At 68.3% G+C, this 12,729-nt stretch carries 10 protein-coding genes; all 10 read right to left on the bottom strand.

All coding sequences use genetic code 11. From position 1 onward, the window contains the following. Positions 1-25: 25 nt before the first annotated feature. A complete protein-coding gene (locus tag ER308_RS20795; RefSeq protein ID WP_131156746.1) occupies positions 26-1,021 on the bottom strand; it encodes an ABC transporter ATP-binding protein in 996 nt (331 codons plus the stop codon). Further along, the gene (locus ER308_RS20790) at positions 1,018-2,058 is read right to left on the bottom strand and encodes an ABC transporter ATP-binding protein (RefSeq protein ID WP_131156745.1); all 1,041 of its coding nucleotides are present in this window, start codon (positions 2,056-2,058) and stop codon (positions 1,018-1,020) included. Before ER308_RS20790 ends, ER308_RS20795 begins: the two co-directional genes overlap by 4 nt. A 32-nt stretch (positions 2,059-2,090) precedes the next feature. After that, positions 2,091-3,230, bottom strand: coding sequence for an ABC transporter permease subunit (locus ER308_RS20785; RefSeq protein WP_131156744.1), 1,140 nt, complete (start codon positions 3,228-3,230; stop codon positions 2,091-2,093). 10 nt (positions 3,231-3,240) lie between these two features. Then, positions 3,241-4,389 carry an ABC transporter permease gene (locus tag ER308_RS20780; RefSeq protein WP_131156743.1) on the bottom strand — a complete coding sequence of 383 codons (1,149 nt, stop codon included), beginning with the start codon at positions 4,387-4,389 and terminating at the stop codon, positions 3,241-3,243. 141 nt (positions 4,390-4,530) lie between these two features. After that, a complete protein-coding gene (locus tag ER308_RS20775; protein ID WP_131156742.1) occupies positions 4,531-6,552 on the bottom strand; it encodes an ABC transporter substrate-binding protein in 2,022 nt (673 codons plus the stop codon). Between the two features lie 244 nt (positions 6,553-6,796). Further along, entirely contained in the window at positions 6,797-7,828 is a 1,032-nt protein-coding gene (locus ER308_RS20770; protein WP_131156741.1) for an ABC transporter ATP-binding protein, read from the bottom strand. Next, positions 7,818-8,873: an ABC transporter ATP-binding protein gene (locus ER308_RS20765; protein WP_131156740.1), complete on the bottom strand. Its 1,056-nt coding sequence runs from the start codon at positions 8,871-8,873 to the stop codon at positions 7,818-7,820. Before ER308_RS20765 ends, ER308_RS20770 begins: the two co-directional genes overlap by 11 nt. Beyond that, entirely contained in the window at positions 8,870-9,787 is a 918-nt protein-coding gene (locus ER308_RS20760; protein WP_131156739.1) for an ABC transporter permease, read from the bottom strand. Before ER308_RS20760 ends, ER308_RS20765 begins: the two co-directional genes overlap by 4 nt. After that, positions 9,780-10,712 carry an ABC transporter permease gene (locus ER308_RS20755; RefSeq protein WP_131156738.1) on the bottom strand — a complete coding sequence of 311 codons (933 nt, stop codon included), beginning with the start codon at positions 10,710-10,712 and terminating at the stop codon, positions 9,780-9,782. Before ER308_RS20755 ends, ER308_RS20760 begins: the two co-directional genes overlap by 8 nt. Before the next feature lie 167 nt (positions 10,713-10,879). Then, positions 10,880-12,592 carry a peptide ABC transporter substrate-binding protein gene (locus ER308_RS20750; RefSeq protein WP_165492292.1) on the bottom strand — a complete coding sequence of 571 codons (1,713 nt, stop codon included), beginning with the start codon at positions 12,590-12,592 and terminating at the stop codon, positions 10,880-10,882. Positions 12,593-12,729: the final 137 nt, after the last annotated feature.

Raw genomic sequence — 12,729 nt, 5'->3', positions numbered from 1 at the left:
GCCCCGACCGGACGCGACGTTCGGGTCACCGCTCCGCGTGGTAGCAGGCCACCCGGTGGCGCGGGGCCAGTTCCTCCAGTGGCGGATGCTCGTGCGTCTCGCAGTACGTGTCGGCCCATGGGCAGCGTGCCAGGAACCGGCAGGTGGGCTCTGGATCGATCGGCTTGCTGACCCCGCCCTTGATGTCCGGCTCGGGTCGCTCGTAGTTCGGGTCCGGCACGGGCACCGCGGAGACGAGCGCCTGGGTGTAGGGGTGCTTGGGGTTGTTCAGCAGCTCTTCGGTCTCCGCGATCTCGACGATCTTCCCGAGGTACATGACGGCGACCCGGTCGCACATGTAGCGAGCCACCGCGAGATCGTGGGTGATGTAGAGGTACGACACGCCCAGGCGGTCCGCGAGATCCCGCATGAGCTTCATGATCGAGATCCGGATCGAGACGTCGAGCATCGACGTGGGCTCGTCACAGACCACGAAGCTCGGTTCGATGACCAGGGCGCGCGCGATCGCGACACGCTGCCGCTGACCCCCGGAGAGCTCGTGCGGGAAGCGGTAGCCGAACATCTCCGGTGGGCTGAGGCCGACCAGGCGCAGCATCTCCAGGGCCTTCGCGGACCGCTCGTCGCCGTCGCCGAGCCCCTGGAGCCGCAACGGCTCCGTCACGGTGTCGAGGATCGTTCGACGGGGGTTCATCGACTCGTACGGATCCTGGAAGATCATCTGCGTGTCCCGGCGCAGGGCCTTCAGATCCTTGTCGTCGAGGTCCGCGAGATCGACGGCGTCGAAGCGATCGGAGCGCAGCACGATGCGTCCGTCGGTGGGGTCGGCGAGGCGGACGAGCATGCGCCCGACCGTGGTCTTCCCGCACCCGGACTCGCCGACCAGCCCGAGGCTCTCACCCTGGCCGATCTCGAGGTCGATCCCGTCCACCGCGTGCAGGAAGTGCCGGGCGGGACGAAATCGCCGGTTGTCGACGGGGAAGTGCTTCTTCGCGCCTTCGATGTGGAGCAGCGGGGCGCTCACGCGAGCGTCTCCTTCTCGGCCGGGTCCGGGACCTGGTCGCTGTGCCAGCAGGCGGCGGACTGGTGCGCGGTGACCTGCTCGAGTGGCGGCATGTGCGTCGCACACTGCTCGGTCGACAGCGCGCAGCGGGGCTCGAACGGGCAGCCCACCAGCGGTTCGCGCAGGTCGGGGGGCTCACCCTCCAGCGGCGAGAGGGTCCTCAGCGGCCCGCGGATGCTGGGCGTGGAGGTCAGCAGCGACCAGCTGTAGGGGTGACGGGGGTGACGGAACACCGCGTCGGTGTCGCCGAGCTCGGCCATCTTGCCGGCGTACATGACGCCCAGCCGGTCCGCGACCTCGGCGATGACGGCGATGTCGTGGGAGATGTACATGATGCTGAGATCGAGCTCCGACTGAATCCGCTTGAGCTGGCCAAGGATCCGGTCCTGCACGATCACGTCCAGGGCCGTCGTGGGCTCGTCGGCGATGATCAGCTTGGGGTCGCAGGAGAGAGCCATCGCGATGATGGCTCGCTGGCGCATCCCGCCCGAGTACTCATGCGGGTAGCGGTCCATCATGTCCGGTGGCAGCCCCACCATCTCGAACAGCTCAGCCACGCGCCCGCGCGCCTCGCTGCGCGTCGTCGCCGGCCAGTGCACCCGCAACGCCTCCTCGATCTGCGAGAAGACCGTGTAGACGGGGTTCCACGAGTTCATCGCTCCCTGGAAGACCATCGAGATGTCGTTCCAGCGGTGCCCCCGCATCTCGCGATCCGACACCGAGAGCAGGTCCTTGCCCTCGAGACGGATGCTGCCGGCGTCGATGCGAGCGTTCTTCGGGAGGAGGCGCAACAGCGCCAGCGCCACCGAGCTCTTGCCGCACCCGGACTCACCGACGAGGCCGAGCGACTCCCCGGGGGAGATCGAGAAGCTCAGCTCGTTGATCGCCTGCACGTCACCGTGCAGGGTCTCGTAGCGGACGGTGAGGCCGTCGACCTCGAGCAAGGGCTCGGTCGGACGCGAGCGCGTGCGTTCGGGCGTCGGAGTGGTCGTCGTCATGGGTTCCTCATGGACCGATCACGGCTCGGGCGTCAGTTCTGGCGCAGGCGCGGGTTCACGACCTCGTCCAGGCCACGTCCGAACAGATAGAAGGCGAAGGCGAGCAGGGTCACGGCCAGTCCGGCGGGGAAGAGCAACCACCAGAAGTCGAAGCCCCGCAGGATGTAGCCGGCCGTGTCGGCGGTCTGGATCATGATCCCCCAGCTCATGGGCACGTCGATGAGACCGAAGGCTGAGAGGATGGCCTCCGCGCTGATCGCGCCCGAGACGGTGAACATCATCGAGAGGAACGACAGCGGCAACACATTCGGGATCACGTGGCGGAACACCACCTGCCGGCTGCTCGCACCCGCGATCTTGGCGGCGTCGATGAACGGTTTGACGCTCACGGCCAGGGCCTGTGACTTCAGCAGGATCGCGGTCGGTCCCAGCCCGGACACGATCCCGAAGATGAGCCCGAGCGTCACGACGTTGATCCCGTAGATCGCGCTGATGAACACGAGGAACGGGACCGCGGGCAGCAGGAGGAACAGATCGGCGATCCGCATCGACACGGTCTCGGTCCAGCCGCGGTAGTAGGCGGCGATCGCGCCGACCAGGGTGGCGAGCCCGACCGTGGTGATCGCCGCCACAGCCGCCATCGCGAACGCGATCTGCGCGCCGAACATGAGTTGGCTCATCACGTCGCGGCCCAGGGGATCCGTGCCGAGCGGGTGCGCGAACGACGGCGGCGCGGGTTGCTCGTCGATCATGACCGTGTCGCCGACCTGGGCGGTGGGATCGTGACGCAGCTGCACGCGCTCGAGGTCGAGCTGGGTTGCCGCGTCCTCGATGTCCCCGGCCTCCTCGACGACGGTGACCTCGTACTCCTGGGCGCTGTGTCCCGTGACCGGGTCGTAGACGTCGTCCTCCCACACCGTCGTCATGAGGATCGGGTGCAGGACCGCCATCAGGGCGAAGACGACGATCAGCACGAGGCCAACGACCCCGATGCGGTTCTTCTTGAACCGCAGCCAGTTCTCGCCGAAGGTCTGTCGGAACACGCGCCACCGGTTGCGCAGCCGAGTGCGGCGCCCGAGCGGTCCGGCCGGTGGACCGGCCCCGAACGGTTCGGCGGTGCGGGCGGCCGGTGCCTCGACCCGGTTGCGCTGATCCTCCGCGGACGTCGCCATGCGCCCCCCCTCAGTACCGGATCCGCGGATCCAGGTACGTGTATACGACGTCAAGAAGGAAATGCGTGATCATGAAGATGACCCCGTAGCTCACGAGGACTCCGATGGTCAACGGGACGTCGCCGCTCGTGGAGGCCTCGATGAACGTGAGGCCGATGCCGGGCCACGAGAACACGCGCTCGAACACGATGCTCCCGGTGAGCACCGCGACGAGGCTCAGCATGAGCGATGCCACGACGGGCAGGAGCGCCGTCCGGGCGACGTGCTTGTTCCGCACTGTCGACTCCGGCAACCCCTTGGCCCTGGCGGTGAGGACGTAGTCCTCCTGCATCGTCTCCAGCATCGAGGTGCGGGTCAGCAGCATCGTGCCCCCGAAGCTGAGCAGGACGAGCGTCCCGGTTGGCAGGATCGTGTGATGCGCGATGTTCGCCGCGTACGGGCCCATGGGTGAGGCACCGATCGCGGCGAGCACCACGGCGGCGAGCCCCGCGATGCCCCCGAGGCTGACGAACGTCCGCATGCGGGGGTTGTCGAGCCGTTGCGCGGCTTGTCGCAGCATGATCCCGCCCACGAGGAGCACGGTCAAACCGCCGACCAGGACCATGAACACCTGGTTCGACGGAAACGGGGCGCCCCGCCAGAGGGCCGGCGTGAGGAACCCGCGGGACGGGAACAGGCCGAGCTCGAACGAGAAGATCCAGATCATCACGAGCGCGGCCCAGATGGGGAACACCGTGAGCAGGAAGACCCCGATGACCGTGACACCGTGCTCGCGCAACGTGCCCCGCCACCAGGCGAGGCGTCGGCCGATCACGAACCCGAACCCGAACCCGAGCAGGGTGGCACCGAGGAACAGCCCCACGGTGCGGGGGAGTCGTTCGATCAGGATGTCCCCGACCTCGCGGGGGTAGAGGCTGAAGCTGAAGCCGAGATCCGCTTGGAGCAGGTTGCCCAGGAAGATCACGTACTGCTCCCAGAGCGGTCGGTCGAGGCCGAGCCGCTCGATCTGCATCTGTCGCGCCTCGGGGGGCACGTTCGGATCGAGCGCGAGGTTCTCGGTGGGGTCGCCGGCGACGTTCACGACGAAGAAGACGACGGTCACGAGGAGCCAGAGCACGAACAGCATCTGCCCCAGCCGGCTCGCGAGGACCTTGATCATGGGCAGCCTCTGCGGACGTCAGGTCGGTGGCAGGATAGCGTCAGCGGCGTGTCGCCGTGGCGCCGACACGGCGCGGGGCCGGGAGTGTCCCGACCCCGCGCGTGCCGGGCTCGGCCTCACACCGCGCCCGGTCGGGTCTCGCTACTCTGCCGCCGGCTGCACCAGGCTCGGCTGCCCGAGCACGTTCTCGACGCCGCTGAGCACCTCGGTGTACGGGAACTGCACCTCGTCGGGGCGGTAGCCCTCGACGGTCGGTGTGTCGAAGAGCGGCACGTACGGGAGCTGCTCCTGGAGGATCGGCTCCATGTCCTCCCAGAGGACGTCGTAGGCCTCCTCGATGGAGCTCGACGCCACGAAGGCGTTCGAGGCCTCATCGAACTCGTCGTGCGCGAACGCGGTGTTGTTCACCGGGCTCTCGGAGTTCCAGAACGCGTGGTAGTAGTCCGGGTAGGCGACGTTCCCGAGGCTCCAGCCGAGAATCACCATGTCGTAGTCGAGGTTGTCAGGCGCGTCGACCTGCTCGAGGAGCTGGCCGAACTCGGTCGCCTCGGCGTTGACCTCGACCCCGAGCTGCTCGATGAAGTCGGCGATGTGCAGGCCGGCGGTGTTGCGCAGCGGGTCGTAGCCCGCGGTCGGGTGGATGAGCTCGACCTCGTCGATGACCTCGCCATCGGGGTTGGTGAGCCCCTCACCGAAGACGACGTCGCCGGCCTCCTCGTCGAAGCCGGGCTCCTCGCCCTCCCAGCTGTAGCCGGCCTCCTCCAGGATGGCGACGGCGTCGTCGAGCCGCTCGGCCATGTCCTCGTACTGCCAGTCCTCCTCGAAGGAACCACCGGTCTCGTCGTCGAACCAGGCCTCGTTGCCCGACGGGATGAAGGTGTAGAGCGGCAGCGCCGACCCGCCCATCACCGTGTCGGTGATGAACTCCCGGTCGATCACGGTGGCGACGGCCTGCCGGAAGGCGAGGTCGTTCATCGGCTCGCGCTCGAAGTTGAACCCGAGGTACTGCATGCCGTAGTCGGGGTTGACGACGGCCTCGGTGTCCTCGTCGTCGATGATCTCGTCCTGCGCGGCCTCCTCGATGCCGGGGCCGGTGAGCAGGAACGGCACCTCGCCCTCGACCAGGGACGACACGGCCACGCTGGCGTCACCGTAAAGCGTGTAGAGGACCTCCTCGGCGTACGGACCCACGGTGTACTCGGCGAGCACGTCGCCCTCGCCCTCGCCCTCTCCGAAGTTGCCGTCGATCCCCAGGTCCTCGTTGACCATGTCGACGGTGCCGTCCTCGTAGTGGGTGTACTGGGTGCCCTCGAGGAAGTAGTTCTCGTTCACGTCGGAGGCCGCGAACGCGCCCTCCTCCCACTCGGCGAACTCCCAGGCGCCGCAGACCGGCGAGCCCTGCCCGGACTCGGCGAGGAAGTCCTCGGGGTCGTCGGCCTCGTCGACGAGGTCGCCCCAGTGGTGCTCGGGCATGATCGGCGCCAGGGCCACGTTCATCGGCCACGTGCCGAGCCCCGGCTCCTCGGCGAACTCGATCCGCACGGTCGTGTCGTCGACCGCCTCGATGTCGGTCGTGATACCCGCCTCCATCGGCTCGGGCTCGTAGAAGGAGACCCACTGCCCTCCGAGGGGGATGTCGAGCACGGCGTTCCACGTGAACTCCATGTCGTGCGCCGTGATCGGCTCACCGTCGCTCCACTCGATCCCCTCGTGGATGTCGAGCTCGACGACCCAGGCGTCGCCGTCCTCCTCGGGCTCCGGCCAGTCCTCGGTCGCCAGCTCCGGCGTCACCGTGTAGTTCGGCGGCTCGAGCGCGTAGAGCTGGCAGGGGGTGTGACTGACGACGTAGGCGGTCCACACATCGGTGTCATCGAGATACGTCCAGTAGCTGTCGACGTCCATGTCCTCGAACATGCCCATCTCGTAGGTGAAGTCGGCGACCTCGACATCGTCGGGCTCGTCCTCTTCGGCGGGCTCCTCCTCGTCTTCCTCCTCCTCCTCCTCGTCCGGTTCGTCGGCCGGGTCGACGTCGTCCTCCTCGGCCTCGTCCTCCTCGTCGATCGCCTCGTCGACGTCGTCATCGACCTCACACGCGGCGATGACGAGAGCGAGCAGGGTCAGGGGTACGAGCCAGCGCAATGCGCGGCGCACGGACAGCACCATGTGTCGCTCCTCCTGTTGGCCTGACGGCAAACGCTGCCGGCCCCCGGACCGAGCCACCCCCGGGCGCGCAGCTCTCGAATCGTCTGAGCACACCCGCAATCGTCACGGTGAAGCGCGACACGGTCGGGGGGATCGTCAGCGCGGTTCCTAGATGAGTAGGAGGGTATCAGACGGACGTCAGGAGCGTGTCAAGCATCAGTCACGGAACGGTTAGGGAGCGACCATCGACGGCCCCGTGTTCGCCTCAGCGACGGTCGGTGGTGCCGAGAACGTCGGCGAGCTCCGCGTAGTGGCAGGCGCTGGGGTGACCGTGCCCGAAGCGGTCGATCAGCTCCGGATCCTCCTCGGCGCAGCGCGAATCGGCCTTCCAGCACCGGGTCCGGAACGAGCAGCCGCTCGGCGGATTGGCGGGGCTCGGCACGTCGCCCTCGAGGCGGATCCGCTCGCGGCGGGTCACCGTCGGATCCGGCGACGGGACCGCCGACAACAGCGCCTGAGTGTACGGATGGGTCGGGCGCTCGTAGATCTCGTCGCTGTCGCCCGTCTCGACGATCCGCCCGAGGTACATGACCGCGACGCGGTCGGAGATGTGGCGGACCACCGAGAGATCGTGCGCGATGAACAGCGCGGCGAACCCGTAGTCGGCCTGCAGTTCCTCGAGCAGGTTGATGACCTGTGCCTGCACGGACACGTCGAGGGCCGAGACCGGCTCGTCAAGCAGGAGCACCTCGGGGCGCAGGGCGAGGGCACGGGCGATCCCGATGCGCTGACGCTGGCCACCGGAGAACTGGTGGGGAAAGCGATCCGCGTGGCTGCGCTCGAGTCCCACCCGCTCCAGGAGATCGCCGATCTCCTGCTTCCGGCGGTTGCGCGGCACGACGTCGGGGTGGATCTCCCATCCCTCACCGATGATCTTGCCGACCGTCATGCGGGGATCGAGCGACGCGTAGGGGTCCTGGAAGATGATCTGAACGTCGCGGCGCATACGCCGCAGCTCGCGCGTCGACATTCGGAAGATGTCGGTGCCCCGGTAGTGGGCCTCACCCGAGGTCGGCTCGATGAGGCGCAGCAGCACCCGAGCCGTGGTGGACTTGCCGCAGCCGGACTCGCCGACCAGCCCGAGCGTTTCACCCGGCGCGAGGTCGAAGCTCACCCCGTCGACCGCGCGGACCGTGCCCACCTGTCGCCGGAACACGATCCCACGGGTCAGCGGGAAGTGCTTCGTGAGCCCCCGTACGGAGAGGAGCGGCTGGCTGCCGCCGAGGTCAAGAGTCACGCAGGACCTCCTCAGCGAGGACTTCCTCGGTGAAGTGACACGCGCTCGCACGGTGGTCGGCCACGGGCTCGAGCGGAGGCTCTTCGGAGCGGCACAGGTCCCTCGCGAAGGCGCACCGGGGATGGAAGGGGCACCCCGGCGGGATGGCGGCCGGGCTCGGCGGGGTGCCCGGGATGGGGTCGAGCTCGCTCTCGCGACGCTCCAGCGGCGGGATGGAACGCATGAGCCCGAGCGTGTACGGGTGCGCCGGGTTCTTGAACACGGCGTCGACCGGCCCCTGTTCCACGATGCGCCCGGCGTACATGACCGCCACGTGGTCAGCCGTGTCGGCGACGACCGCCAGATCGTGCGTGATCAGCACCATGCCCATGCCGAGGTCGGCCTGCAGGTCCTCGAGCAGGTCCATGATCTGCGCCTGCACCGTCACGTCGAGTGCGGTGGTCGGCTCGTCGGCGATCAACACGTCCGGCTCGAGGGCGAGGGACATCGCGATCATCGCGCGCTGCCGCATCCCGCCGGAGAACTCGTGGGGGAAGCTGCGCAGGCGCTCGTGGGGGGACGGGATACCCACCCGCTCGAGTAGCTCGGCGGCGCGCGCGAACGCGTCGCGCTTCGACGTCCCGCGGTGCACCCGGAAGGTCTCGGCGATCTGCCAGCCCACGGTGAACACCGGGTTCAGTGCGGTGAGGGCGTCCTGGAAGATCATCGCGACGCCATCGCCGCGCCGACGCCGACGCTCCTCCTCGGACATCGCGAACAGGTCCTGGCCGCGGAAGCGCACGGAGCCCTGCGTCACGAAGCCGGGCGGCGAGTCGATGATGCCCATGATCGCCTGGGCGCTGACGCTCTTGCCGGAGCCGGACTCGCCGAGGATCGCCAGGGTCTCGCCGGCCCCGACCGACCAGCTCACCCCGTTCACGGCGTGGAGAACAGCACGCGGCGTGCGGAACTCGACGTGCAGGTCCTCGACCTCCAGGACCGGTTCGCCCGGGCGGGCGGGGCCGCGGTCGTGACTGGCGCGGGGGGTAGGGGGGGTCAGGCTCATCGCAGCTTCGGGTCCAGGGCGTCTCGGAGCGTGTCACCGGCGAGGACGAAGCTGAGGACCGTGAGCGACACGAAGAGGCTCGGGAACAGCAGCAGGTGGGGGGTGTTGAGGAGCTCGCGCGCCGGTGGGCTGCTGAGCAGCACGCCCCACGACAGCGCCGGCAGCTGCAGCCCCGCGCCCAGGAACGTGAGCGTGGCCTCCGCACCGATGATGACCCCCATGAAGACGGTGGCGTACGCGATGACCGGCGCGATCGCGTTCGGCACGACGTGGCGCAGGATGGTCCGAACGTGCCCCGCGCCGAGGGCCTTGGCAGCCTGCACGTAGTCGGTCTCGCGCACGCTCAGCACCGTCGACCGCATGAGGCGGAACATGGGCGGCCAGGCCAGCAGGATCAGGACCCCCGAGACCTGGAGTACGCCCCGATCGACGACCGCTGTGAGCAGCACGATCGCGCCGATCACGAGCGGGATGCCGAAGAAAATGTCGGCGATGCGCCCGAGGAGGCCGTCCAGCCACCCGCCGAAGTAGCCCGACAGGGAACCGAGCACCATCGCGATCGCGAGCGCGCCGAGGGTCACCATGAGGCCGATCAGCAGCGACGCTCGGGTGGAGAAGATGACCCGCGTGTAGAGGTCGCAACCCTGACGGTCGAACCCGAACCAGTGGCCCGCCTCCGGGGGATCGGCCGAGCGGGCGAGGTCGCACGTGCGCGGTCCCATGTCGGTGAACCACTGCGGCCAGATGGCGATCACCGTGAAGAGGACGATGAGCACAACCGGCAGGACGAAGACGGGGCTCTTGCGGAGGTCGCGCCAGGCCTCGCCCCACAGGCTGGCGCCCTCGGCGACCGATTCGCCGGTCGGCTCGGTCGCCTGCGTCCCCGAGTGGCCCGTGGCGCTGGGGTCAGTCATAGCGGATCCGAGGGTCGAGCGCAGCGTAGAGGATGTCGACGGCGAGGTTGGCGAACACGTAGATCAGCACGAACATCGTCACGATCCCCACGACGACCGTGCCGTCCTGCTGGCGGATCGCGTCGAACGCCACGCCCCCGATGCCGTTGAGGTTGAAGATCCCCTCGGTGACGATGGTTCCGCTCAGCAACGTGCCGAGGTCGAAGGCGAGGAACGTCACCACCGGGATCAGCGAGTTGCGCAGGGCGTGCCGCCCCACCACACGGCGACGGGTCATGCCCTTCGCCGTGGCGGTGCGCACGTAGTCCGCGCGCAGGTTCTCCATCAGGCTGTTGCGCGTGATGCGTGACAGGTAGGCCAAGGAGATCGCGGCGAGCACGAACCCGGGCATGATGTAGCTGATCCAGCCGTCGCCGGTGCCCGCAACGGGGAACCAGCCCAGCCTGACCCCGAACACGATCTGCGCGACGAGACCGATCACGAAGATCGGGATCGACACGATCAGGATCGTCGACCCGCGCACGAGGTTGTCGAGGAACGAGCCTCGGCGCAGGGCGGCAACGACGCCCGCTCCGATGCCGATCACGATCTCGAAGGCGAACGCCACGATCGCCAGGCGCGCGGTGACCGGCCAAGTGTCGGCGATGATGTCGCTGACGTCGGAGCCGCGCCGCACCGCGAGGCTCTCGCCGAGATCACCCTGGACGACGTTGCCCATGTACTTCGCGTACTGGATTGGCAACGGGTCGTCCAGGTTGTAGCGATCCCGGATCTGCTGCTGCTGCTCCTCGGGCAGCGGTCGTTCACCGCCGAGGGCCGCCACGGGATCACCGGGCAGCGCGAAGTTCATCGCGTAGATCAGGAACGTCGCGCCGATGACCACCGGGATCATCTGAAGCAGGCGGCGCAGGATGTAGCGCCCCACGTCACCCCCGTCGTCGGGTATCCGCCGGCGTCGCGTTCGGCGGCCCGCACGCAGCGGACCGCCCGGACGTCACCAACGGTGCAGGCTGGCAACAGATCGGCTCCATCATGGCACGAGCAGGGGGCGGTCCGAAACGGAGCCGCCCCCTGGGAGTCGAGGTGCGCCGACTACTCGACGACCTCGACGTCCGCGACCTCGATGAAGGTGCGGGTATTCGCGATCACGTTGTCGACCCGCTCCGAGTGCACGACGGTGTCGAGGCCGTACCAGAGCGGCGCGATCGGCAGGTCCTCCAGCAGGATGTCCTCGGCCTCCTGGTAGATCTCGTCGGCCTCCTCGGGTTCGGTGGCGTTCGCCTCGGCCATGAGATCGTTGAACTCGGGGTCGTCGTAGCCCGCGTAGTTCGAGGGCGAGTCCTCGAGGTACAGCTCCATCGAGTACTGCGGGCTCGGGTACACGGTGACCCAGCCGAGGCGGTAGGGCCCCTCGACCTCCTGCGCGTCGTGCAGCTCCAGGTACTCGGCGAACTCGAGGCTGTTGAACTCGATGTCGTCGATGCCGAGGGTGTCCTCGAGCTGCAGCGAGACCGACTCCATCCACTCCTCGTGGCCGGCGCCGGAGTTGAAGTAGAGCTCCAGGGTCCCGTCGATGCCATCGGTCCCCTCGTACAGCTCCTGGGCACGCTCCGGGTCGTGTTCGCAGTAGTCGCAGGCGCCGTCACGGTGTGCCGGCAGGATCGGCGGGAGCGCGCTCGTCGCGGGCGTCCGGGCACCCTCGAAGATCACGTCGATGATCGACTCGCGGTCGATCGCGAGCGAGATCGCCTTGCGCAGGTCGGGATCGTCGAACGGCTCCACGAAGGTCGGGAAGCCGAGGTAGTCGTACGACGAGACCTCGTTGTCGAACGCACGATCGCCGTACTCCTCGAGGGCCTGGGTGCGGCTCTCCGGCGGCACGCCGTCGTGGATGTCGAGCTCGCCTGCCTCGAAGTCGAGGTACGCGGTCCCGACGTCGTCGTAGATCCGCATCTCGACGGCCTGGGCGTTGGCGGGCTCGCCGCCGTAGTCGTCGAAGCGCTCCAGCATGATCCGCTGGCCGCGCTCCCACTCACCGTCCATCATGTAGGGCCCGTTGCCGATGGGCGCCTCCTCGAACTCCGTGGCCTCCATGTCGTAGAACTCGTCCGGCAGGGGATGGAAGCCGGTGTAGCCGATGAGCAGCTCGAACGGTCCGAACGGCTCGACGAGGCTCACCTCGATGGTGTAGTCGTCGACGACCTCGACGCCGGCCATCTCGTCGGCCTCACCGTCGGCGACCTCCTGGTAGCCCTCGAAGCCCGCGGTGGCGAGGAACGAGGCGTTGCCCATCTCGTTCTCGGGATCGGCCATCCAGTTCCACGCGTCGACGTAGTTGTCGGCGGTGACCTCCTCACCGTTGTGGAACTCCCACCCCTCCTCGATCTCGATGGTCCAGTCGACGTTGTCGTCGCTCTCGATCGACGAGGCCATACCGCCCTCGACGACCTCGGAGGTCTCGGGGTCGTACGCGACGAGGCCGGTGAACAGCACGTCGAGGACCTGCGAGCCGCAGACCTCGCTCGACTCCTGCGAGAGCAGGCGCTCCGGCTCGCAGAGGTACATGGAGAACTCGCCGCCGTCGGGCGCCTCGGCCTCGTCGTCGGGGTCCTCCTCCTCGTCAGGGTCCTCCTCCTCGTCGGGCTCGTCCTCGTCGGGTTCGTCCTCGTCGGGATCGTCGTCGACCTCGACGTCGTCGTCGGGGTCCTCCTCGGGATCGTCCTCGGGCGCGCACGCGGCGACGACGAGGGCGAGGGCGGCAACCAGCAGGAGCCACCGCAGGTGGCCACTGAGACGTGACTGCATGGGGCATTCGTCCTTCCTCAGACGGGGTGACCGTCCGTTGTGAGCTACTGGGGGGCCGGCCGAAGTCCGTGAGGGACCGGGCAACGCCCGTCCGGCAGGAGCAGCTGGTGCTCGTGAGGGCTCGGCAACGCCGGCCA

Origin of the sequence: Egibacter rhizosphaerae (assembly GCF_004322855.1) — a bacterium.
Lineage (GTDB): Bacteria > Actinomycetota > Nitriliruptoria > Euzebyales > Egibacteraceae > Egibacter > Egibacter rhizosphaerae.
This window is presented reverse-complemented; position numbering and strand designations above follow the sequence as displayed.

Coding starts and splice junctions, on each gene's coding strand:
- ER308_RS20790 (WP_131156745.1), bottom strand. CDS start 2,058: ATGACGACGACCACTCCGACGCCCGAACGCACGCGCTCGCGTCCGACC.
- ER308_RS20765 (WP_131156740.1), bottom strand. CDS start 8,873: ATGAGCCTGACCCCCCCTACCCCCCGCGCCAGTCACGACCGCGGCCCC.
- ER308_RS20760 (WP_131156739.1), bottom strand. CDS start 9,787: ATGACTGACCCCAGCGCCACGGGCCACTCGGGGACGCAGGCGACCGAG.
- ER308_RS20775 (WP_131156742.1), bottom strand. CDS start 6,552: ATGGTGCTGTCCGTGCGCCGCGCATTGCGCTGGCTCGTACCCCTGACC.
- ER308_RS20785 (WP_131156744.1), bottom strand. CDS start 3,230: ATGGCGACGTCCGCGGAGGATCAGCGCAACCGGGTCGAGGCACCGGCC.
- ER308_RS20780 (WP_131156743.1), bottom strand. CDS start 4,389: ATGATCAAGGTCCTCGCGAGCCGGCTGGGGCAGATGCTGTTCGTGCTC.
- ER308_RS20750 (WP_165492292.1), bottom strand. CDS start 12,592: ATGCAGTCACGTCTCAGTGGCCACCTGCGGTGGCTCCTGCTGGTTGCC.